This is a genomic window from Pseudomonas sp. W17, from assembly GCF_040268305.1.
GTDB classification, from domain to species: domain Bacteria; phylum Pseudomonadota; class Gammaproteobacteria; order Pseudomonadales; family Pseudomonadaceae; genus Aquipseudomonas; species Aquipseudomonas protegens.
Window position 1 is genome coordinate 6,831,515 of sequence record NZ_CP158490.1, and the last position, 20,709, is coordinate 6,852,223.

Below are 20,709 nucleotides of genomic sequence, written 5' to 3' on the forward strand. Positions count from 1 at the left end.
CTCTCCGATAAACGGCGCTCAGCGTCGCTGCAACAGGGTGCCAAGCAGCATAGCAGTCGATTTCCCGCGTCGATGCTCTGGCGTCCCGGGGCAATCGGTACCATCATGCTCGACGTCAACGCGCCAGCCCCGGCGCATCGCAACCTGTGCCCCTATCGTCCGCTTATCGGGTGTCCCATCGTCATGAGCCAACTGCCTTTCCTGCCGTTCTCCAAACCCACCATCGATGAACCCACCATCGCCGCTGTCGGCGAAGTCCTGCGTTCGGGCTGGATCACCAGCGGCCCCAAGGTCCAGGCCTTCGAAGCCCAGCTCTCGGAGTTTTTCGGCGGGCGCACGGTACGCACCTTCAACTCCGGCACCTGCACCATGGAGATCGCCTTGCGCATTGCCGGCATCGGTGCCGGTGATGAAGTCATCACCACGCCGATTTCCTGGGTGGCCACCGCCAACGTCATCCTCGAAGTCGGGGCCACGCCGGTGTTCGCCGATATCGACCCGGTCACCCGCAATATCGACCTGGCCCAGGTCGAAGCCGCCATCACCCCGCGCACCAAGGCCATTATCCCGGTGTACCTGGCTGGGCTGCCGGTGGACATGAGCCGCCTCTACGCCCTGGCCAACAAGCACGGCCTGCGGGTAGTGGAAGATGCCGCCCAGGCCCTGGGCTCCAGCTGGAACGGCCAGCGCATCGGTGCCGGTGGCGACTTCGTATCCTTCAGCTTCCAGGCCAACAAGAACGTCACCTCGTCCGAGGGCGGCTGCCTGGTGCTCAACACGCCAGAAGAAGTGCGCCTGGCCGAGAAGTACCGCCTGCAGGGCGTGACCCGCAACGGCTTCGACGGCCTGGATGTGGATGTGCTCGGCGGCAAGTTCAACATGACCGACGTGGCGGCCGCCATCGGCCTGGGGCAGTTCGCCCATATAGAGGCGATCACCGCCCATCGCCGTGAGCTGGCCCGGCACTACTTCGAATGTTTTGGCAGCGATTTCGGGGCCCGCTATGGCGCCCAGCTACCGCCGGCGGACTTCACCAACAGCAACTGGCACCTGTTCCAGCTGGTACTGCCAGAGCGCAAGGATGGCAAGCCGGCCCGCGCCACCTTCATGGAGCAGATGCAGGAACGCGGGATTGGCATCGGCTATCACTACCCGCCGATTCATTTGCTGAGCCTGTACCGCGAGCGCGGCTTCAAGGAGGGGATGTTCCCGGTAGCAGAACGGGTCGGTCGGCTGATCGTCTCGTTGCCGATGTTCACCGCCATGAGCAAGGCCGACGTGGAACGCGCGGTGGCGGCGGTGAAAGAGGTGTTGCAAGCCTGAGGGGCTTCGCCAGCCAGCTTGCTCCTGCAACGGGAGTGGGCTGGCTGGCGAGAACGGCTTACTCGCCGATGGCGGCCTTGTAGCCGGCGGCGTCCAGCAGCTTGTCCAGATCGCCCGGGTTGCTTGGCTTGAGCTTGAAGATCCAGGCACCGTACGGATCGCTGTTGAGCAACTCGGGGCTGGCGCTCAGCTCTTCGTTGACCGCAATCACTTCACCGGCCACCGGCGCATAGATGTCGGAAGCGGCTTTCACCGACTCCACCACACCGGCCTGGTCCCCAGCGCCGAACACGTTGCCGACTTCAGTCAGCTCGACGAAAACCACATCGCCCAGGGCTTCCTGAGCGTGGTCGCTAATACCTACGGTCACGCTGCCGTCGGCTTCCAGGCGGGCCCATTCGTGACTGTCGGCAAAACGCAGGTGGGCAGGGATATCGCTCATGTTCTGTGTCCTCAAGAAGAAGTGTCAGCGGCGCAATGCCTGCTGGAAATAGTTAGATCAGGGTTTTGCCGTGACGCACGAAGGTCGGTTTGACCACCCGGACCGGGTACCACTTGCCGCGGATTTCCACTTCGGCACGGTCGGTGGTGGCCATTGGCACCCGCGCCAGTGCGATCGATTTGCTCAGCGTAGGGGAGAAACTACCACTGGTGATCTCACCTTCGCCAACATCGGCGATGCGAACCACCTGATGCGCACGTAAAACCCCGCGTTCTTCGAGCACCAGGCCCACCAGTTTCTGCTTCACCCCGGCCGCCCGTTCGGCTTCCAGGGCACTGCGACCGATGAACTGGCGTGACGCCGGTTCCCAGGCAATGCTCCAGGCCATGTTCGCCGCCAGGGGCGAGACATCCTGATGGATGTCCTGGCCATAGAGGTTCATGCCGGCCTCCAGGCGCAGGGTGTCCCGGGCGCCCAGACCGATGGGCGAGATCCCCGCCCCCACCAGGTCGTTGAAGAAGGCCGGGGCCTGGTCGGCAGGGAGGACGATCTCCAGACCGTCCTCGCCGGTGTAGCCGGTCCGGGCAATGAACCAGTCGCCGTCAAAGCCGGCTTCGAATGGCTTGAGCTGCTGGATCAGGGTGCCGCGGGACTGGGTTACCAGCTCGGCAATCTTGTGCCGCGCCTGAGGGCCCTGGATCGCCAGCATCGCCAGCTCCGGGCGCTCGTGCAGCTGCACCTGGAAATCCCCCAGCTGCGCCTGCATCCAGGCCAGGTCCTGATCACGGGTGGCGGCATTGAGCGCCAGGCGATAAGCGTCTTCGAGGCGATAGACGATCATGTCGTCAACGATGCCGCCCCGTTCATTGAGCATGGTGCTGTACAGAGCCTGGCCGGGGTTGTGCAGGCGTTCGACATCATTGGCCAGCAACCGCTGGAGCCAGGCCTTGGCCTGGGTACCGCTGACATCGATCACGGTCATGTGGGATACATCGAACACACCGCAATCACGTCGCACCTGATGGTGCTCCTCGACCTGCGAGCCGTAATGCAAGGGCATATCCCAACCGCCAAAATCGACCATTTTCGCGCCGAGGGCGAGATGCAGGTCATACAGAGGCGTACGCTGTCCCATGGGTTTCTCCTTCCGGGCGTGGCGAGGGTGCGGACTGGCGCTGTTGGTGTGAAAGCCTTGAAATAGATGGCTTTCAGCCGATTTCAGCGTCCCGGCCAAACAACAGGCCGCACCGAATGCCGCGCATTGTAGCTGCAAGGTGCAAGGCTGGCACCTAACCGATTCGATGGGCCGAGCGGCGGATCAGGCCAATCACCGGCAGCAGGCCCACCAGCACCAGGGTCAGTGCCGGCAGCGAGGCCCGGGCCCACTCCCCTTCACTGGTCATCTCGAAGATCCGCACCGCCAGCGTGTCCCAGCCAAACGGGCGCATCAGCAAGGTGGCGGGCATTTCCTTGAGCACATCGACGAACACCAGCAAGGCGGCGCTCAAGGTCCCGGGCAGCAACAACGGCAGATACACTTTGAAAAACAGTCGCGGGCCAGCGACCCCCAGGCTGCGCGCCGCTTCGGGGAGCGACGGGCGGATCCGCTCCAGGCTGTTTTCCAGCGGCCCGTAGGCCACGGCGATAAAACGCACCAGATAGGCCAGCAACAAGGCGGACAGGCTGCCCAGCAGCAGCGGCTTGCCGGCCCCGCCCAACCAGCCGGACAGCGGGATCACCAGCTCGCGATCCAGGTAACTGAAGGCCAGCATGATCGATACCGCCAGTACCGAGCCGGGCAAGGCGTAGCCCAGGTTGGCCAGGCTGACCCCGGCGCGGATGCCCCGGGTCGGCGCCAGGCGTCGGGCAAAGGCCAGGAGCAGAGCCACACTGACAGTGATCAGCGCCGCCATGCCGCCCAGGTACAGGGTGTGGATGATCAAGCCGGCATACCGCTCATCCAGGTCGAAGCGCCCGCGCTGCCAGAACCACGCCAGCAACTGCAGCAGCGGAATCACGAAGGCACAGGCGAATACCAGCAGGCACCAGCCCGTGGCCGCCAACGCCTTGAGCCCGCGCAAGTGGTACAGCGCCTTGCCCCGGGGCCGCTCGTTACCGGTACGGCTGGCGCCACGGGCGCGGCGCTCGCCGTACAGCACCAGCATCACCGCCAGCAGCAGCAGGCTGGCCAGCTGGGCGGCGCTGGAAAGGCTGAAGAAGCCGTACCAGGTCTTGTAGATAGCGGTGGTGAAGGTATCGAAGTTGAACACCGACACCGCACCGAAATCCGCCAGGGTTTCCATCAGCGCCAGGGCCACCCCGGCGCCGATGGCCGGCCGCGCCATGGGCAGCGCCACCCGCCAGAACGCCTGCCAGGGCGATTGTCCGAGGACCCGTGCAGCTTCCATCAACCCCTTGCCCTGGGCCAGGAAGGCGTTGCGCGCCAGCAGGTAGACATAGGGATAGAACACCAGCACCAGCACCAGGATCACCCCACCGGTGGAACGTACCCGCGGCAGTCGCAGGCCGCTGCCGAACCATTCCCGCAGCAGGCTTTGCACCGGCCCGGAAAAATCCAGCAGGCCGACAAAGACGAAAGCCAGCACATAGGCCGGGATCGCAAAGGGCAGCATCAAGGCCCAGTCCAGCCAGCGCCGTCCGGGAAACTCGCAGAGACTGGTGAGCCAGGCCAGGCTCACGCCCAGCAGCGTGACGCCAACGCCCACCCCAAGCACCAGGGTCAGGGTATTGCCCAACAGCCGCGGCATTTGCGTGTCCCACAGGTGGGACCAGATCTGCTGGTCGACGGCCTGCCAGGACAACAGCAGCACGCTCAGCGGCAAAAGGACCAGGGCCGCTACGGCAAAGACCAGGGGATACCAGCGACGTTGAGCGGGATGGGCCACAAAAAACTCTCGGGCAGGTGGAACAGACAAAAATACTTGCGCAAAACGCGTGGGGCCAGGGAGCGGCACCCGCTGGGCGCCATGGCCGCCCCAACGGCTGCAACCACGTTACGCCAGTTGAATCACGTATTCAGGGCTGGCCACCGCTGCGCGGTGGAACGGGAGCCAGCTCCCTCGCCACAAAAGCCCAGCCGCTAAAGAAAACGCCCCGCAAAAGCGGGGCGCAGTATAACGGCAGGCTCAGTTCCAACCAGCGCGGTCCATCAGGCGAATGGCTTCGGCCTGGCGCTTGCCGGCGATTTCAACCGGCAGGGTGTCGGCTACGAACTTGCCCCAGCTGGCCACTTCCGCGGAAGGCGCTACCGCCGGGTTGGCCGGGAACTCCTGGTTGACGTCGGCGAAGATCTTCTGCGCCTCAGGCGTGGTCATCCACTCCACCAGGGCCTTGGCCGCTTCCGGGTGCGGTGCGTGTTTGGTCAGGCCGATGCCCGACAGGTTGACGTGCACCCCGCGATCGCCCTGGTTCGGCCAGAACAGCTTCACCGCCAGGTTCGGTTTCTGCTTGTGCAGGCGGCCGTAGTAGTAGGTGTTGACGATGCCGACGTCGCATTGCCCGGCGTTGATCGCCTCGAGCACCGCGATGTCGTCGGAGAACACATCGGTAGACAGGTTGTTGACCCAACCCTTGATGATCTCTTCGGTCTTCTCGGCACCGTGGGTCTCGATCAGCGTGGCGGTCAGCGACTGGTTGTAGACCTTCTTCGCCGTGCGCAGGCACAAGCGGCCTTCCCACTGCTTGTCCGCCAGGGCTTCATAGGTGGTCAGTTCTGAAGGTTTGACCCGGTCGGTGGAGTAGGCCAGGGTCCGCGCCCGCAGGCTCAGGCCGGTCCAGGCGTGGTTGGAGGAGCGGTATTGCAGGGGAATGTTGCTGTCGATGACCTTGGAGGTGAACGGCTGCAGGATGCCCATCTGCTCGGCCTGCCAGAGGTTGCCGGCATCCACGGTGAGCAGCAGGTCGGCGGTGGCGTTCTCGCCCTCGGCCTTGATCCGCTGCATCAGCGGCGCTTCCTTATCGGTGATGAACTTGATCTTCACCCCGGTCTTCTGGGTGTAGGCATCGAACACCGGCTTGATCAGCTCATCGATACGCGAGGAGTAGACCACGACTTCATCGGCGGCGTAGGCGGTGCCACCGATGAGTGTGAGGGCCAGGGCGGTCAGTAGACGCTTCGGTGCCAACATGGGAGCGGTCTCTCGATTTCAAAGTGAGGCGAAATGATAAGGACTCCCATTTGCCATCTCAACCGAACCCGGCGCTGAGGAGTTACCAGATGTTGCGTAGGCTCGTCCTCGCGACGCTTGGCCAGCAAGCCGGCGCCTAGGCTCTGGCCAGTTCCGGCAAGTCGCCGCTCAGGCCCAGGGCCTGGCGCACGAACAGGGCCTTGGCCTCGGGCATCTGGTCGATCACCTTGAGGCCGGTGTTGCGCAGCCAGCGCATGGGCAACGGGTCGGCCTGGAACAGCCGCTCGAAGCCCTCCATGGCCGCCATCAGCGCCAGGTTGTGGGGCATGCGCCGGCGCTCGAAGCGGCTCAGCACCTTGACCTCGGCCAGGCGCTCGCCGCGGCTGGCCGCTTGCAGCAGCACTTCGGCCAGCACGGCGGCATCGAGGAAACCCAGGTTGACCCCCTGCCCCGCCAACGGGTGGATGGTGTGGGCGGCGTCGCCGATCAGCGCCAGGCCTTCGGCCACGTAGCGCTTGGCATGGCGTTGGCGCAACGGCACGCAGAGCCGCGGGTCGGCGCTGATCACCGAACCCAGGCGGCCTTCGAAGGCGCGCTCCAGTTCGGCGCAGAAGCTCTCGTCGTCCAGCGCCATCAGGCGCTCGGCCTCACTCGGGGTGGTCGACCAGACAATCGAACACCAATCATGCTGCCCGTCCCGTACCAGGGGCAGGAAGGCCAGCGGGCCGGTATCGGTGAAGCGCTGCCAGGCGGTCAATTGATGAGGCTGGCTGCTGCGCACGCTGGTGACGATGGCGTGATGCAGGTAATCCCACTCGCGGGTGGTACAACCGGTGAGCCGGCGCACCGCCGAGTTGGCGCCATCGGCAGCGATCACCAGCGGCGCACGCAATTGCCGGCCATCCGCCAGGGTCAGCAGCCAGTCGTCGCCGGAGCGGCGCATCTGCTCCAGACGGGCATTGGCCAGCAGGCCGATATCGCATTCATGCAGGCGTTCGAGCAAGGCGTCCTGAACCACCCGGTTCTCGACGATATGACCCAGCACCTCGGCATGCACGCTGGACGCCGAGAAGTGGATCTGCCCGGTGCCGCTGCCGTCCCAGACCTGCATGTCGCAGTAGGGGCTGCTACGGCGCCGGGCAATGCCGTCCCAGGCGCCCAGGCGCTCCAGGATGCGCTGGCTGGCCGCCGACAAGGCACTGACCCGAGGCTCGAACGGCGCCTGGTCATCAAAGGGTTTGACACTCAGGGAACCGCCATCGAGCAGCAGCACTTCCAGGCTGCTGCCCTGCAACGCCAACGCCAAGGCACTGCCGACCATTCCGGCTCCGACAATCAGCACATCTGCGCGCATTTCCATGCTTTAGGCCTGTCTCACTGGCGGCTTGAGCCGCACATAAAGGGTTTTATCGACCCGCGCCACCAGGGTGCCGGAGCCGTCATGAATCTCTACCTGCCACTGCGGCAGGTACTTCTCGCCCGTTGCGGTCTGCTGGCGAACATCGTCGAGCAGCGCCTGGTCGATACTGAGCCGGGCAAACACCGGCCCTCTGCCCGGGGCGATGAAATCGATGGTCGCGGCCTTGTCCCAGACGATGTAGTCGGGGCCCAGGTTCTCCATCAGCATCAGCATGAAGAACGGATCCACCATGGAATACAGGCTGCCGCCGAACTGGGTGCCGACATAGTTGCGGTTGTACCAGCCCAGGCCCATGCAGACCTGGACGTCACGGAAATCCGCACTGATGTGCCGAACCCGCACGCCAGCCCCGAGGTAGGGCGGGTACAGGTTCAACACCCAGCGCAACAGGCGGGCCTTGCCGAACCGCCGGGTCAGCCAGTCACGCATCCGGGCGAGTGCCCAGGCCCATGGCCTGGCGAGCGAACCAGCGTTTGGCCGGTGGCAGCAGGTCCAGGCCGAGCAGGCCCAGGTTGCGCCCCACGGACAGCAGCGGCAGTTTGCTGCCGAACAGCCGGGTGACCTGATCGGAGAAGCCCACGGTCAGGTTCTGGTCCAGGCGCTGACGTTCGCGGTAGGCCTGCAGCACGGCAAAATCCCCCGGCAGCGCTTCGCTGGCCAACAAGGCGTCCGCCAGGGCCTGGGCATCGCGCAGCGACAGGTTGAAACCCTGGCCGGCGATCGGATGCAGGCTGTGGGCCGCATTGCCCAGCACCACCAGGTGCGGGCGTACCTGTTCCTCGGCTTCCACCAAGGACAGCGGGTAGAGATGGCGGGCGCCGACTTGTTTCAGGGTTCCCAGGCGGTAGCCGAACACGCCCTGCAATTCACTGAGGAAGCTGCGCTCGTCCAGGTCGGCCAGACGCTGTGCATCCATGCCCTGGCGGGTCCAGATCAGTGCACAGCGATTATCCGGCAGCGGCAGCAAGGCCATTGGGCCATCGTCGGTGAAGCGCTCGAAGGCCATGCCGTTGTGGGCTTCGCTGGGGGTGATGTTGGCAATCAGCGCACTCTGGTTATAGGGGCGGTTCTTGACCCCGATGCCCAGTTGTTCGCGCAGGCCGGAGCGGCCGCCGTCGGCCAGCACAGCGAGATCGCATTCCAGGGTGGTTTCGTCGTTCAGGGTCAGGCGATAGCCGCCTGCCAGGGGCTCCAGACGGGTGACTTCGGCCGGGCAGCGCCAACTGATCACGTCCTTGTCCAGCCCTTGCCACAGGCATTGGCCGAGCCAGGCGTTTTCCACCACATAGCCCAGGGCCGGCACCCCTTCTTCCATGGCCGACAGGCGCGCGGTGGAGAACCGCCCACGGTCGGACACGTGAATCTGCTTGATCGGCTCGGCACGCCGGGAGATCGCCTGCCACAGCCCCAGGCGCTGGTAGATCTGCCGGGCGCCAAAGGACAGGGCCGAGGAGCGGGCGTCGTAGCTGGGCTGGAAACTGTCGCCCGGCGCGAAGGGCTCGATCAGCACGATCTTCCAGCCCCGGGCCTTGGCCCCGGCCTGCAGCGCCAGGGCCAGGCTCGCGCCTACCAGACCGCCACCGATGATGGCCAGATTGACCCGGCTCATGACGCCTGGGTCCGCGCAGCGGCCATCAAGGCCTCGATCTCGGCCACGCTCTTGGGCACGCCACCTGTCAGAATTTCACAGCCCTGCTTGGTCACTACCACGTCGTCCTCGATGCGCACGCCGATGCCGCGCCACTTCTTCGCTACCTGCTGGTTGTCCGGGGATATGTAGATGCCCGGCTCCACAGTCAGCGCCATGCCGACCTCCAACACCCGCCACTCACCGCCGACCCGGTACTCGCCGACGTCGTGTACATCCATGCCCAGCCAGTGTCCGGCACGGTGCATGTAGAACGTCTTGTAGGCCTCGCTGGCAATCAGCTGGTCCACATCGCCTTCCAGCAGGCCCAGTTGCACCAGGCCGGCGGTGATCACCTGGACCGTCGCCTCATGAGCCTGGTTCCAGTGCTTGTTCGGGGCGATCTGGGCAAAGGCCGCTTCCTGGGAAGCCAGCACCAGTTCGTAGATCGCCTTCTGCTCCGGCGAAAACTTGCCGTTGACCGGCCAGGTGCGGGTGATATCGCTGGCATAGCAGTCGATCTCGCAACCGGCGTCGATCAGCACCAGGTCACCGTCCTTGAGCACGGCGTCATTCTGCTGGTAATGCAGGATGCAGCTGTTGCGGCCCGCCGCGACGATCGAGCCATAGGCCGGCATCTTCGCCCCGCCCTTGCGGAATTCGTAATCCAGCTCGGCTTCCAGGCTGAACTCATGCAACCCGGGACGGCTGGCCTGCATTGCGCGGATATGGGCCTGGGCGGAGATCCGTGCGGCCTCGCGCATCACCTTCACTTCTGCCGCCGATTTATACAGGCGCATGTCGTGCAGCAGATGATCCAGGGCAACGAATTCGTTCGGCGGCTGGGCGCCGAGGTGCGCTTTAGAGCGGATCACGTTGATCCAGTCCATCAGGTGACGATCGAATTCGGGGTTGCTGCCCATGGCCGAGTAAACCCGGTCGCGGCCTTCGATCAAGCCCGGCAGGATGTCGTCGATATCGGTGATGGGAAATGCGTCATCGGCACCGTAGTCGCGAATCGCGCCCTCCTGGCCGGCCCGCAAACCGTCCCAGAGTTCACGCTCCGGGTTGCGCTCGCGACAGAACAGCACGTACTCGCCGTGCTCCCGGCCGGGGATCAGCACGATCACCGCCTGGGGCTCGGGAAACCCGCTGAGGTACTGGAAATCGCTGTCCTGGCGGTAGACGTGCTCCACATCGCGATTGCGAATGGCCACGGCCGCCGCCGGCAGGATCGCGATGCTGTTGGGCTCCATCTGCGCCATGAGCGCCTTGCGGCGACGGCTGTATTCCGCTTTCGGGATATGAATCATGGGCGGACGCAGTTCCCTGTCAGTCAGTGCAGAGAAGGCTTGGCAGCCGGCGCAACGGTCTTGTTGGTCTCGGTGAACAGCAGCAGAGGCGCAACCCGCAGGTACTCCATCACTTCCATGTAGTCGCTTTCACCGTCATCGGATTCCTCCAGCGCGTCCTGGACCTGAGCAATGGCTGCAAGGTCCTGCAACACTTCCGTGGCCTCGACGCTCAGGGCACTGCTGTCACGGGAGTTGAGGCCGAAACCGGCGAGGAAGCCCTGGCACCACTGGCCCAGGGCAGCGGCACGCTCGGCCAGGGGGGCGTCGTCGCTGGGCAGCAGCAGGACCACGGTCATGTCATCGCTGGTGAGCTCGCCCTTGACCATCTCCTGCAGGCCGATCAAGGCGCTGCGCACGTTGTCTTGCGGCTCGCCTTCGAGCAGTTCGGCGGCGTCCACCAGCCAGCCGTCGACTTCGAAGCCGGCGCCGGCGCAGCTGCGACCCAGCAACAGGCCGTGCAGCTCGGCAGGAGAAACAGGATGACCGCTGCTGCTGAGCAGGGTGGCGAAGGCGTTGTACGGGGAATTCTGAATGGGCATGGGCAGCTAGGCGCCAAGCGGCGCAATGTCTAGAATGAAGGCCTTGTATCGTAGGGCGTGTCATCATTCATTGCCAGCGCCGCGTTGTGCTTTGCGCCCCGTTACAGTGGCCCGCAGGGCCTCGGGCGACAGACAGATTGCCGACCGGACAACGCCAGATGCGCCACGACTGCTCAGGCCATTGAGGCGCTGCCCAGCCAGTTGCCACTCATCAGACCAACTTCAGTGGGACACAATGGAAGACACCGACCTGCACGCACTGATGGCCAGACTCGAACTGCTTATTACCCGGGTCGAGCAACTAAAGAGTCAAAACGCACTCTTATTAGCTCAGGAAAAGACCTGGCGCGAGGAACGCGCGCACCTCATTGAAAAAAACGAAATCGCCCGGCGTAAGGTCGAATCGATGATTTCGCGCCTCAAGGCCCTGGAGCAAGACTCATGAGTTCAAGCAATAGCGTTACCGTGCAGATCCTCGACAAAGAGTATTCGATCATCTGCCCCCAGGAAGAGCGCAGCAATCTGGTGAGCGCCGCCCGTTACCTGGACGGCAAGATGCGCGAGATCCGCAGCAGCGGCAAAGTCATCGGCGCCGATCGCATCGCGGTCATGGCCGCCCTGAACATCACCCACGACCTGCTGCACCGCCAGGAGCGTCCGGATGTGCAGGCCAGCGCCACCACCCGGGAACAGGTGAGGGATCTGCTGGAGCGTGTTGACCTGGTTCTGGCCACCGATTCGGACACAAGCAAAGCTGATTCCTGACAGCGGTTGCGGTATACTCCCGCCACTCCCTGGGGTGCTTGCCAGTTGGCGATGTCCCTGAGCCGATTCGCACTACCCTGGAAGTTGCACGTTGGGCTGGTGTGCATGTCCGCTAGACGGAAAGCCTTAAAGCCTGCTGCATCTTCCGCCTTGAACTTTCGGGTTCAAGGGCTAAGTCGACAGCGGTTCGCCTGGGGAGCCTGAATTGTCAGCCAATGCCAGTTATCCATGCTGGCATTGGTTTTTCCGGGTAGGCTGTTCTGCCAAATCCGACCTTCTCATAGCCTCTTTCATGACCGAACCTGCGCCGCTTTCCCGCCCGCAACTTCGCCGCATGCTGCGCAAGGCCCGTCGCGCCCTGAGCCCTGCCGAGCAACGCCAGGCAGCCCTCGGCCTGTACCGCCAACTGGCTCAGGACCCGGTGTTTCGTCGGGCACGGCACCTGTCCCTGTATCTGCCCACCGACGGTGAAATCGACCCGCGCCTGCTGCTGCGTGCCGCCCAGCGCCGGGGCAAGGCCACCTACCTGCCGGTGCTCAGCGCCTGGCCCCGGACCAAGATGGTTTTCCAGCGCGTCCTCCCGGGAGAAACGCTGCGGCCCAATCGTTTTCGCATTCTCGAGCCCCGGGTCAATTGCGCGCGGCAACGCAAAGTCTGGGCCCTGGACCTGGTGCTACTGCCCCTGGTTGGCTTTGATGAAGAAGGTGGACGCCTGGGGATGGGTGGCGGCTTTTATGACCGCAGCCTGGCCTACCTTGCGCGGCGCCAGAACTGGCGCAAGCCGAAGCTGCTGGGGCTGGCCCATGAATGTCAGAAAGTCGGAAAGCTGGACCAGGCCAGTTGGGATGTACCCTTGCACGGTACGGTGACGGATCGGGGGTGGTACTTCGCTCGATAGGTGCCGCGTTCGATCAGCGGCACCCGAGCTGGTTCAGCGCTTGAAAGGCTGCGGCTGCTGTTGTGCGATTTCGATGGGGGCATCGGTCTTGCTGGCCCATAAGCTCTGCGCATAACCGGTGGTCACAACGCCCAAACCGAACAAAATAACCAAAATCCATAGTAAATCCGGTTGGCGTTTCATCGATTGCCCCCCCTCAGGCAAATCACACACGCTCCAAGCATGGTTTCCATAACAGGCCATGCAGCAGCGTCAAGCTTAAAATCCCGGCATTCTGCGATAACGTGAACCGACACGCAAATGCTGACGTCAACCGACCGTCGGTTTGTCATAAAATTGCCCGACAACCTGCCCAATCACCCTTTGGAGGGTAAGAAAGATGGCCTATTGGCTGATGAAATCCGAGCCCGACGAACTCTCGATCCAGGGTTTGCAGCAACTCGGCCAAGCCCGTTGGGACGGGGTGCGCAATTACCAGGCGCGCAACTTCCTGCGCGCCATGGCGGTAGGCGACGAGTTCTTCTTCTACCACTCCAGCTGCCCGGAACCGGGTATCGCCGGCATCGGCCGGATCATCAAGGCCGCCTACCCGGACCCCACCGCCCTGGAGCCGGACAGCGTCTACTTCGACCCCAAGTCCAGCGCCGAAAAGAATGCCTGGAGCGCCATTGACGTGGCCCATGTGGAAACCTTCACCCAGGTGCTGCGCCTGGACTACCTCAAGCAGCAGGCAGCTCTCGCCGAAATGCCTCTGGTGCACAAAGGCAGCCGCCTGTCGGTCATGCCGGTCACCGCCGAACAATGGGCTGCCGTACTCGCCCTGCGCTGACCACCCAGCCCCCTGGCGCCGGGAGTCGGATCTGTCCACGGCGCCAGCCCGAACGTTTTTTTGCCCCGATCATCATGCAGCCTGCAAACAATAGGTTTAGGCTTGGCCCTTTCATTTGACGGGCATCAAGCCGTAGAAAGCCTTGAGCCGTCAGACTTGGACGCTATTGCCGCAGGACGCAGAACACATGTCGACGAACCGCCGTTCCTCCCGCCTTTTTGCTGTTTCCCTGTTGATTCTGTTACTCGCCGCCGGTGCTTTCGGCTACTGGAAATCCCTCCAGGATCGCCTGCCCGAAGGCCTGAGCATGGGCAACGGCCGGCTCGAAGCCACTGAAGTGCAGATCGCCAGCAAGATTCCCGGGCGCCTGGCGGAAGTGCGGGTCAACGAAGGCGACAAGGTACTTCAAGGCCAGTTGCTGGCACGCATGGACACCCGCACCCTGGAAGCCCAGCGCAATCAGGCCGAGGCCGAAGTGCTGCGCGCCCGAGAGAACCTGTCTGCAGCCGAAGCCAATGTGCAGTTGCGCCAGAGCGAACTGCTGCTGGCCAATCAGGAACTCAGGCGCTCTCAGGAGCTGTTCAAGCGCGGCTTCGCCAGCCAGCAAATCATCGACCAGCAGCAGGCCCGCCTGAACACCGGCAACGCAGCAGTCCTGGCGGCCCAGGCCCAAGTCGCAGCGGTGAAGGCCGCCATCGGCGCCGCCCAGGCCCAGGTTGCCCAGCTCACCAGCGAAATCGACGACAGCAGCCTGCGGGCGCCCATCGACGGCATCATCCAGCTACGCCTGGCCGAACCCGGCGAAGTGCTGGGCGCCGGCGGCCGTGTGCTGCTGCTGATCGACCCCAATGACCAGTACATGAACCTCTACCTGCCGGCTTCGGTCACCGGCCGCCTGACCGTTGGCGACGAGTCGCGGATCCTCCTCGACGCCCTGCCCAACCAGCCCCTGCCGGCGAAGATCAGCTTCGTCGCGGCCAAGTCCCAATTCACCCCCAAAGAGGTGGAAACCCGGGACGAGCGCCAGAAGCTGGTGTTCCGGGTCAAGGTGCGCCTGACTCAACCCGCCGCCGTGCCCCAGGCCAAACCGGGCATGCCCGGCGCCGGCTATGTGCGCACCGCCCCCGTGGACTGGCCGGCCAATCTGCAATGAGCGCCCTGGCGCTGCAAGCGAACGGCATCAGCCATCGCTACGGTTCACAGCAGGCCCTGAGCGACATCAGCTTCAACCTGCCAGCGGGCACCCGCTGTGGCTTGATCGGCCCGGACGGTGCCGGCAAGTCGAGCCTTCTGGGGCTGATCGCCGGGGTCAAGAAACTTCAGCAGGGCGAACTCGACGTACTCGGCGGGCCGATCTCGCAACGGCGCCACCGCAGCAGCCTCTATCCGCGCATCGCCTTCATGCCCCAGGGCCTCGGGGGCAACCTGTATCCCGAGCTGTCCATCAGCGAGAACATCCGCTTCTTCGCCACCCTGTTCGGCCTGCCCAAGGATGAATGCGAACAGCGCATGCACAGCCTGTTGCTGGCCACCGACCTGCTGCGCTTCGCCGAACGCCCGGCGGGCAAGCTGTCCGGCGGGATGAAGCAGAAGCTTGGCCTGTGCTGTGCGCTGATCCACGAACCGGACCTGCTGATCCTCGACGAGCCCACCACCGGGGTCGACCCCCTGTCGCGCCGGCGTTTCTGGGAATTGGTCGAAGACGTACGCCGGCAACGCCCGCAACTGACCCTGCTGGTGGCAACTGCCTACATGGAGGAGGCCGAACAGTTCGAACACTGCCTGATGCTCGACCAGGGCAAGTTGATCGCCCAGGGCCTGAGCCAGGAGCTGGCGCAGATCACCGCCAGCGGCAAGCTGGACGACGCCTTCACCCATTTCCAGGGCGACAGCGGTCATGACAACCAGCCCCTGGTGATTCCGCCGCGTTCCGGCGACAACCAAGACATCGCCATCGAGGCCCATGAGCTGACCCTGCGCTTCGGCGACTTCACCGCGGTCAACAAGGTCAGCTTCGCCATCGGCCGCGGGGAGATCTTCGGTTTCCTCGGTTCCAACGGCTGCGGCAAGACCACCACCATGAAGGTCCTCACCGGGCTGATGCCCGCCAGCGAGGGCAGCGCCAAGCTGTTGGGCAACCCGGTGGACGCCAAGGACCTGGCCACCCGCAAACGGGTCGGTTTCATGTCCCAGAGCTTTTCCCTGTATGGCGAGCTCAGCGTGCGCCAGAACCTGGAACTGCACGCCCGCCTGTTCGACCTGCCGAAAGCCGAAAGCGGCCCGCGCATTGAGGAACTGATCCAGCGCTTCGACCTCGGGGCGATTGCCGAGCAACAGTCCGGCGCCTTGCCTCTGGGCCTGCGCCAGCGCCTGTCGCTGGCAGTGGCGGTGCTGCACCGCCCGGAAGTGCTGATCCTCGACGAGCCCACTTCCGGGGTCGACCCGGCGGCCCGAGACGACTTCTGGCGCCTGCTGATCGAGCTGTCCCGGGAACAGGGAGTGACCATCTTCTTGTCCACGCACTTCATGAACGAGGCCCAGCGCTGCGACCGCATTTCGCTGATGCACGCCGGCAAGGTGCTGGCCTGCGACACCCCGGCGGCGCTGCAGCAACAGTTTGCCGGCGACACCCTGGAGGCCGCCTTCGTCCGCTGCCTGGAAGAGGCCCAGGGCACGCCGGACACACCTGCGCCATCACCGGAGGCGGCTACACCCACCGCTGCCGGCACCCTAGCCGCCCCGCGCTCGGGCCTGAGCCTGGCGCGCCTGCTGGCGGTGGCCAGCCGCGAGGGCAAGGAACTGCTGCGAGACAAAGTGCGCCTGGGCTTCGCCCTGCTGGGGGCAATCTTCATGATGGTGATCTTCGGCTATGGCATTTCCCTGGACGTGGAGAAACTGGCCTTCGCCGTCTACGACCAGGATCAGACGCCACAGAGCCGTGCCTACCTGGAAGCCTTCCGCAGCTCACGCTACTTCGAGGAGAAACCGACCATCCGCAGCTCCGCCGAACTGCATCGGCGCCTGCAACGCTCGGAGATCAAGCTGGCCCTGGAGATTCCTCCCGGCTTTGGCCGTGACCTCTATGCCGGACGCCAGCCCGCGGTGGCGGCCTGGCTGGATGGCGGCATGCCGTTTCGTGCGGAAACCAGCCGCAACTATGTCGAGGCCGTGCACCAGGCCAACCTCGAGCTACTGGCGGAACAAAGCAGCCCGGCCCTCAGCACCAGGCCGGCGGCCAAGCTGGAAACGCGCTTTCGCTACAACCAGGACGTGGTCAGCGTGAATGCCATCGGCCCCGGGGTCATGGCGCTGATCCTGGCGTTCATTCCGGCGATGCTCACGGCCCTGGGCATCGTCCGCGAAAAGGAGCTGGGCTCGATCACCAACTTCTACGCCACGCCCCTGACTCGCCTGGAGTTCCTCCTTGGCAAACAGGCGCCCTACCTGGCCGTCAGTCTGATCAACCTGGCCCTGCTGGTGGCCATGAACCGCTGGCTGTTCGGCGTGCCCTTCAAGGGCAGCGGCCTGACCCTGGCCCTGGGCGGCGTGCTCTATGTACTGGCCACCACCAGCATGGGGCTGCTGATCTCGGCGTTCACCCGCACTCAGATCGCAGCGATTCTGGGCACCATGATCATCACCAGCCTGCCCACCATCCAGTTTTCCGGGCTGATCGTGCCGCGCTCGTCCCTGGAAGGCTCGGCGGCGGTCATGGGCCAGCTGTTTCCCGCCGGTTACTTCCTCGACATCGCCGTCGGCACCTTCACCAAGGCCCTGGACCTGCGCGAACTCTGGCCCCAGTGCCTGGCCCTGGTGGGCTTTTTCCTTGGTTTCACCGGGCTCAGCCTGGTCATGCTGAAAAAGCAGGAGGTCTGATGAATCGTCTCGCCCATATCCTGCGCCTGGGCTTGAAGGAGCTCACCAGCCTGCGCCACGACAGCGTGCTGCTGCTGTTCTTGATGTATGCCTTCACCGTGGCCATCTACCTGCCCGCCGCCGGCTCGGTGATCGGCGTGCACAACGCCAGCGTGGCCCTGGTGGACGAAGATCACAGCGCCCTGTCCCGGCAACTGGCCGAAGCGCTGCAACCCCCCGAGTTCCAGGTCCCGGTGCCGCTGCCCTATGACCTGCTGGACTCGGTGATGGACAGCGGCCAGTACACCTTTGTGATCAATGTCCCGGCCAACTTCCAGAGCGACTTGCTGGCCGGGCGCCAGCCTGCGGTACAGGTCAACGTCGATGCCACCGCCATGAGCCAGGCCTTCATGGGCGCCGGCTACATCGGCCGGATCTTCCAGCGCGAGCTGCTCACCTACGCCAACCAGGCGGACGCCACCAGCAAGGCCCCGGCACTGCTGACGACCCGTGCCCTGTTCAACACCAACCTGGAGGGCGGCTGGTTCCTGGCGGTGATCCAGATCGTCAACAACATCACCATCCTGGCCATCGTGCTCACCGGCACCGCGCTGCTGCGCGAACGCGAGCACGGCACTCTCGATCACCTGCTGGTACTGCCGCTGACAGCGCTGGAGATCATGCTGGCCAAGGTCTGGAGCAACATGCTGGTGGTGGTGCTGTGCACCTGGGTATCGCTGGAGGTGATAGTCAAGGGTGTGCTGGGGGTGCCGCTGGCGGGGTCCATGGCGCTGTTCCTGATGGTCACCGCGCTCTATCTGTTCGCCAGTACCGCCCTGGGGATCTTCCTCGCCACCCTGGCCCGCTCGACCCCGCAGTTCGGCCTGCTGGCGATTCCGGTGATCATCCCGATGCTGCTGCTATCCGGCGGCAGTACGCCGCTGGACAGCATGCCGCAGTGGCTGCAGTGGGTAATGCAGGGTTCGCCGTCGACGCACTTCGTCAGCCTCAGCGCGGCGATCCTGTTCCGCGATGCGGGAGTCAGTGTGGTCTGGCCCGACCTACTGGCCCTGGCGACCATCGGCCTGGTGTTCTTCGCCATCGCCCTGGCGCGCTTTCGCAAGAGCCTGGCTTCATGACCCACACCGCGTAGGAGCCGGTTTGCCGGCGAAGGGCCGCAAGGACGCCTTCGCTGGCAAGCCAGCTCCTACGCCTGTAGCGGGGGCAGGCTTACTGAATGATCAGGTTGTTGAACAGCAGGTCTTCAACCACCGGCTTGCCGGTTTCGTCGTTCATGACTTGCTGCACCTGCTTAAGGGCTTCCTGGCGCAGCTTTTCCTTGGCTTCGACGTTATTCATCGTGTCGCTGGTCTGCTGGGCGAACAGCGCCACCAACTGGTTGCGGATCAGCGGCTCGTTGGCCTTGACCGCCTGGGCCGAGGCGTCGCCGGTTACCCGCAAGGCCACGTCGGCCTTGTAGACCTTGAGTTTAGGGCCGCCGTCCAGGCCGTAGTTGCCCACGAAGGGTGGGTTCAGGCTGATGTAGCTGACTTTCGGTGCTTCACCTTCTTTGGCCTCTTCGGCCATCGCTGCCATGGGCAGGGAGAGGGCCAGCAGCAACATGATCCACGCTTTCACAATTCGCTCCTTAATCCGGTTTGCGGTCTAGCATAAAGGCCCGCCCGCCTGAGCCCAAGCACAAGCTTATGGCTGGTCATCAGGACCGGGCATGCTCGTTGACCGCCTGATTCACACTCCTACACTTATCGGCCACCACTCCCAAAGGAATAGCCCTGATGAAAGCCGTGCTGTGCAAAGCCTTCGGCCCTGCCGAAACGCTGGTGCTGGAAGAGGTCGCAAGCCCCGTGCCGAAGAAGAACGAGATCCTGCTGGAAGTGCATGCCGCAGGCGTCAACTTCCCGGACACGCTGATCATCGAGGGCAAGTACCAGTTCAAGCCGCCATTCCCCTTCTCCCCGGGGGGCGAAGCGGCCGGCGTAGTCAGCGCAGTGGGTGAAAAAGTCGGCCACCTCAAGGCCGGTGACCGGGTCATGGCCCTGACCGGCTGGGGCAGCTTCGCCGAGCAGGTGGCCGTCCCCGGTTACAACGTGCTGCCGATTCCCGCCGCCATGGACTTCAATACAGCCGCCGCCTTCAGCATGACCTACGGCACCTCGATGCACGCCCTCAAGCAGCGTGGCAACCTTCAGCCCGGTGAAACCTTGCTGGTGCTTGGAGCCTCGGGCGGAGTCGGATTGGCAGCGGTGGAAATCGGCAAGGCCATGGGCGCCCGGGTGATTGCCGCTGCCAGCAGCGCGGAAAAGCTCGCCGTGGCCAAGGCCGCCGGTGCCGATGAGCTGATCAACTACAGCGAAAGCAGCCTGAAGGACGAGATCAAGCGCCTGACCGGCGGCAATGGCGCGGACGTGATCTACGACCCGGTGGGCGGCGACCTGTTCGACCAGGCCATCCGCTCCATCGCCTGGAACGGCCGGTTGCTGGTGGTGGGGTTCGCCAGCGGGCGCATTCCTGAACTGCCCGTTAACCTGGCGTTGCTCAAGGGAGCGGCTGTGGTGGGAGTGTTCTGGGGCTCCTTCGCCCAACGCCAACCCCAGGACAACGCCGCGAACTTCCAGCAACTGTTCGGCTGGTTCGCCGAAGGCAAGCTGAAACCGCTGGTATCCCAGGTCTACCCACTGATCGAAGCCGCCCGGGCCATCGATGATCTCGGCCAGCGCAGAGCGGTGGGCAAGGTCGTGGTGCAGGTGCGCTAAGACCGGCTACAGGGCCTCAATGGGCGACCGCCCCCTTGCAGCGCTTGAGCCGCGCCTCCAGGTTGCGATCCGGCATGGCGTGGCTGCGCAGGGCCTGAACCGTCTGTTCGACATAATCGCGGGTGGTGCCATACCGCCCGCAAGCGCTTTCGAACACCTGGTTCAGCACATCGTCCGGCAGATTGCCGGCATAGCTGGGCAGGTGTCGCTCCAGCACAAAGCCCAGGGCCTGAACCTGGCTGCCATCCTCAAGGCGGCAGTTGAGCCAGTGCGGGCGATAGGAGGGATAAGGCATTTCACGCTGCCACAGGGCGTACAGCGAGGCGTCCAGTTGCTCTTCCGGCAGCCGATAGGCGAAGCCGCTGCAGGAGCCGCCACGATCCAGGCCAAATACCAGCCCCGGCAGCTCCGGCGTGCCGCGATGCTCATGGGACCACAGGTACAGGCCGCGATGATAACCATGCACCCTGCCCCGCTTGCGTTCGACCGCCGAGCATTCCGGGCGCCAGATGAGTGAACCGTAGGCGAACAGCCACACCGGCCCACCCTTGTGCCGGGCCATGGTGGATTGCATGGAACTGCGAAGTTGGTCGTGCGTCAGCTGCGGGCCCAGATCGAGCCGCGGAGGGTAAGCCAGATTCAGATAACTGGATTCAAGGGCTGTCATGGCGAATAGCGTTCGGCTCCCCGCGTAAAAGAAGTTACTTAATAGAACGCTTGGCAGTAACTGCAAG

The 20,709-nt window shown here is 64.2% G+C and carries 21 protein-coding genes and 1 other RNA gene; 10 read left to right on the forward strand and 12 right to left on the reverse strand.

Features of this window, described 5'->3' with window-relative positions; all coding sequences use genetic code 11:
• The first annotated feature begins 183 nt into the window (after positions 1-183).
• Positions 184-1,323 carry a DegT/DnrJ/EryC1/StrS aminotransferase family protein gene (locus tag ABCR88_RS31510; RefSeq protein ID WP_350023360.1) on the forward strand — a complete coding sequence of 380 codons (1,140 nt, stop codon included), beginning with the start codon at positions 184-186 and terminating at the stop codon, positions 1,321-1,323.
• Between the two features lie 58 nt (positions 1,324-1,381).
• Here the strand turns inward: ABCR88_RS31510 and gcvH are convergent, their stop codons facing one another.
• The 9 genes from gcvH to ABCR88_RS31555 all read right to left on the reverse strand — a co-directional run bounded on the left by gcvH (position 1,382) and on the right by ABCR88_RS31555 (position 10,854).
• Complete coding sequence (gene gcvH, locus ABCR88_RS31515) at positions 1,382-1,765, reverse strand: glycine cleavage system protein GcvH (protein ID WP_011064135.1); 384 nt, start codon at positions 1,763-1,765, stop codon at positions 1,382-1,384.
• Positions 1,766-1,817: 52 nt separating this feature from the next.
• Positions 1,818-2,900: a glycine cleavage system aminomethyltransferase GcvT gene (gene gcvT / locus ABCR88_RS31520; RefSeq protein WP_077934936.1), complete on the reverse strand. Its 1,083-nt coding sequence runs from the start codon at positions 2,898-2,900 to the stop codon at positions 1,818-1,820.
• Between the two features lie 154 nt (positions 2,901-3,054).
• A complete protein-coding gene (locus ABCR88_RS31525; RefSeq protein ID WP_019095408.1) occupies positions 3,055-4,671 on the reverse strand; it encodes an iron ABC transporter permease in 1,617 nt (538 codons plus the stop codon).
• 240 nt (positions 4,672-4,911) lie between these two features.
• Positions 4,912-5,913: an extracellular solute-binding protein gene (locus ABCR88_RS31530; protein ID WP_011064138.1), complete on the reverse strand. Its 1,002-nt coding sequence runs from the start codon at positions 5,911-5,913 to the stop codon at positions 4,912-4,914.
• Positions 5,914-6,049: 136 nt separating this feature from the next.
• Positions 6,050-7,267: a 2-octaprenyl-3-methyl-6-methoxy-1,4-benzoquinol hydroxylase gene (locus ABCR88_RS31535; RefSeq protein ID WP_350404920.1), complete on the reverse strand. Its 1,218-nt coding sequence runs from the start codon at positions 7,265-7,267 to the stop codon at positions 6,050-6,052.
• A gap of 9 nt (positions 7,268-7,276) precedes the next feature.
• Positions 7,277-7,762: a DUF4442 domain-containing protein gene (locus ABCR88_RS31540; RefSeq protein WP_011064140.1), complete on the reverse strand. Its 486-nt coding sequence runs from the start codon at positions 7,760-7,762 to the stop codon at positions 7,277-7,279.
• Positions 7,755-8,942 (reverse strand): 2-octaprenyl-6-methoxyphenyl hydroxylase, encoded by a 1,188-nt coding sequence (ubiH, locus tag ABCR88_RS31545; RefSeq protein ID WP_011064141.1) that lies wholly within the window; start codon positions 8,940-8,942, stop codon positions 7,755-7,757. The genes ABCR88_RS31540 and ubiH overlap by 8 nt, the downstream gene beginning before the upstream one ends.
• Positions 8,939-10,273 (reverse strand): Xaa-Pro aminopeptidase, encoded by a 1,335-nt coding sequence (gene pepP, locus ABCR88_RS31550; RefSeq protein ID WP_015637430.1) that lies wholly within the window; start codon positions 10,271-10,273, stop codon positions 8,939-8,941. The genes ubiH and pepP overlap by 4 nt, the downstream gene beginning before the upstream one ends.
• Positions 10,274-10,296: 23 nt before the next feature.
• The gene (locus tag ABCR88_RS31555; RefSeq protein ID WP_011064143.1) at positions 10,297-10,854 is read right to left on the reverse strand and encodes a YecA family protein; all 558 of its coding nucleotides are present in this window, start codon (positions 10,852-10,854) and stop codon (positions 10,297-10,299) included.
• A gap of 235 nt (positions 10,855-11,089) precedes the next feature.
• Here ABCR88_RS31555 and ABCR88_RS31560 point away from each other — a divergent pair, with 235 nt between their 5' ends.
• The 4 genes from ABCR88_RS31560 to ABCR88_RS31575 all read left to right on the forward strand — a co-directional run bounded on the left by ABCR88_RS31560 (position 11,090) and on the right by ABCR88_RS31575 (position 12,517).
• Positions 11,090-11,299, forward strand: coding sequence for a TIGR02449 family protein (locus ABCR88_RS31560; RefSeq protein ID WP_011064144.1), 210 nt, complete (start codon positions 11,090-11,092; stop codon positions 11,297-11,299).
• A complete protein-coding gene (locus tag ABCR88_RS31565; protein ID WP_011064145.1) occupies positions 11,296-11,619 on the forward strand; it encodes a cell division protein ZapA in 324 nt (107 codons plus the stop codon). The genes ABCR88_RS31560 and ABCR88_RS31565 overlap by 4 nt, the downstream gene beginning before the upstream one ends.
• A gap of 23 nt (positions 11,620-11,642) precedes the next feature.
• A non-coding RNA gene (ssrS, locus tag ABCR88_RS31570) (6S RNA) lies at positions 11,643-11,821 on the forward strand.
• 90 nt (positions 11,822-11,911) lie between these two features.
• Positions 11,912-12,517, forward strand: coding sequence for a 5-formyltetrahydrofolate cyclo-ligase (locus tag ABCR88_RS31575; RefSeq protein ID WP_011064146.1), 606 nt, complete (start codon positions 11,912-11,914; stop codon positions 12,515-12,517).
• Between the two features lie 33 nt (positions 12,518-12,550).
• On the opposite strand, the gene ABCR88_RS31580 is transcribed toward ABCR88_RS31575, so the two are convergent.
• A complete protein-coding gene (locus ABCR88_RS31580; protein ID WP_015637431.1) occupies positions 12,551-12,700 on the reverse strand; it encodes a hypothetical protein in 150 nt (49 codons plus the stop codon).
• Between the two features lie 196 nt (positions 12,701-12,896).
• On the opposite strand from ABCR88_RS31580, the gene ABCR88_RS31585 reads away from it, so the two are divergent.
• The 4 genes from ABCR88_RS31585 (at position 12,897) to ABCR88_RS31600 (ending at position 18,340) form a co-directional block, all read left to right on the forward strand.
• Positions 12,897-13,346 (forward strand): EVE domain-containing protein, encoded by a 450-nt coding sequence (locus ABCR88_RS31585; RefSeq protein ID WP_041120350.1) that lies wholly within the window; start codon positions 12,897-12,899, stop codon positions 13,344-13,346.
• A gap of 187 nt (positions 13,347-13,533) precedes the next feature.
• A complete protein-coding gene (locus tag ABCR88_RS31590) occupies positions 13,534-14,499 on the forward strand; it encodes an HlyD family efflux transporter periplasmic adaptor subunit (protein ID WP_041120352.1) in 966 nt (321 codons plus the stop codon).
• Entirely contained in the window at positions 14,496-17,222 is a 2,727-nt protein-coding gene (gene rbbA / locus ABCR88_RS31595) for a ribosome-associated ATPase/putative transporter RbbA (protein WP_041120353.1), read from the forward strand. Before ABCR88_RS31590 ends, rbbA begins: the two co-directional genes overlap by 4 nt.
• The gene (locus ABCR88_RS31600; RefSeq protein ID WP_041120354.1) at positions 17,222-18,340 is read left to right on the forward strand and encodes an ABC transporter permease; all 1,119 of its coding nucleotides are present in this window, start codon (positions 17,222-17,224) and stop codon (positions 18,338-18,340) included. Before rbbA ends, ABCR88_RS31600 begins: the two co-directional genes overlap by 1 nt.
• Positions 18,341-18,431: 91 nt before the next feature.
• Here the strand turns inward: ABCR88_RS31600 and ABCR88_RS31605 are convergent, their stop codons facing one another.
• A complete protein-coding gene (locus ABCR88_RS31605; protein ID WP_011064151.1) occupies positions 18,432-18,839 on the reverse strand; it encodes a flagellar basal body-associated protein FliL in 408 nt (135 codons plus the stop codon).
• Between the two features lie 158 nt (positions 18,840-18,997).
• Between ABCR88_RS31605 and ABCR88_RS31610 the strand changes: the two genes are divergently transcribed.
• Entirely contained in the window at positions 18,998-19,975 is a 978-nt protein-coding gene (locus tag ABCR88_RS31610; RefSeq protein WP_041120356.1) for an NADPH:quinone oxidoreductase family protein, read from the forward strand.
• Between the two features lie 16 nt (positions 19,976-19,991).
• Here ABCR88_RS31610 and ABCR88_RS31615 read toward each other — a convergent pair whose 3' ends face one another.
• Complete coding sequence (locus tag ABCR88_RS31615; protein ID WP_041120357.1) at positions 19,992-20,642, reverse strand: gamma-glutamylcyclotransferase; 651 nt, start codon at positions 20,640-20,642, stop codon at positions 19,992-19,994.
• Between the last annotated feature and the right edge of the window lie 67 nt (positions 20,643-20,709).

Excerpts from the sequence above, each read along its gene's own strand:
- ABCR88_RS31510 (WP_350023360.1), top strand. The coding sequence starts at position 184 with ATGAGCCAACTGCCTTTCCTGCCGTTCTCCAAACCCACCATCGATGAA.
- gcvH (WP_011064135.1), bottom strand. The coding sequence starts at position 1,765 with ATGAGCGATATCCCTGCCCACCTGCGTTTTGCCGACAGTCACGAATGG.
- gcvT (WP_077934936.1), bottom strand. The coding sequence starts at position 2,900 with ATGGGACAGCGTACGCCTCTGTATGACCTGCATCTCGCCCTCGGCGCG.
- ABCR88_RS31530 (WP_011064138.1), bottom strand. The coding sequence starts at position 5,913 with ATGTTGGCACCGAAGCGTCTACTGACCGCCCTGGCCCTCACACTCATC.
- ABCR88_RS31535 (WP_350404920.1), bottom strand. The coding sequence starts at position 7,267 with ATGCGCGCAGATGTGCTGATTGTCGGAGCCGGAATGGTCGGCAGTGCC.
- ABCR88_RS31540 (WP_011064140.1), bottom strand. The coding sequence starts at position 7,762 with ATGCGTGACTGGCTGACCCGGCGGTTCGGCAAGGCCCGCCTGTTGCGC.
- ubiH (WP_011064141.1), bottom strand. The coding sequence starts at position 8,942 with ATGAGCCGGGTCAATCTGGCCATCATCGGTGGCGGTCTGGTAGGCGCG.
- pepP (WP_015637430.1), bottom strand. The coding sequence starts at position 10,273 with ATGATTCATATCCCGAAAGCGGAATACAGCCGTCGCCGCAAGGCGCTC.
- ABCR88_RS31555 (WP_011064143.1), bottom strand. The coding sequence starts at position 10,854 with ATGCCCATTCAGAATTCCCCGTACAACGCCTTCGCCACCCTGCTCAGC.
- ABCR88_RS31560 (WP_011064144.1), top strand. The coding sequence starts at position 11,090 with ATGGAAGACACCGACCTGCACGCACTGATGGCCAGACTCGAACTGCTT.
- ABCR88_RS31565 (WP_011064145.1), top strand. The coding sequence starts at position 11,296 with ATGAGTTCAAGCAATAGCGTTACCGTGCAGATCCTCGACAAAGAGTAT.
- ABCR88_RS31575 (WP_011064146.1), top strand. The coding sequence starts at position 11,912 with ATGACCGAACCTGCGCCGCTTTCCCGCCCGCAACTTCGCCGCATGCTG.
- ABCR88_RS31580 (WP_015637431.1), bottom strand. The coding sequence starts at position 12,700 with ATGAAACGCCAACCGGATTTACTATGGATTTTGGTTATTTTGTTCGGT.
- ABCR88_RS31585 (WP_041120350.1), top strand. The coding sequence starts at position 12,897 with ATGGCCTATTGGCTGATGAAATCCGAGCCCGACGAACTCTCGATCCAG.
- ABCR88_RS31590 (WP_041120352.1), top strand. The coding sequence starts at position 13,534 with ATGTCGACGAACCGCCGTTCCTCCCGCCTTTTTGCTGTTTCCCTGTTG.
- rbbA (WP_041120353.1), top strand. The coding sequence starts at position 14,496 with ATGAGCGCCCTGGCGCTGCAAGCGAACGGCATCAGCCATCGCTACGGT.
- ABCR88_RS31600 (WP_041120354.1), top strand. The coding sequence starts at position 17,222 with ATGAATCGTCTCGCCCATATCCTGCGCCTGGGCTTGAAGGAGCTCACC.
- ABCR88_RS31610 (WP_041120356.1), top strand. The coding sequence starts at position 18,998 with ATGAAAGCCGTGCTGTGCAAAGCCTTCGGCCCTGCCGAAACGCTGGTG.
- ABCR88_RS31615 (WP_041120357.1), bottom strand. The coding sequence starts at position 20,642 with ATGACAGCCCTTGAATCCAGTTATCTGAATCTGGCTTACCCTCCGCGG.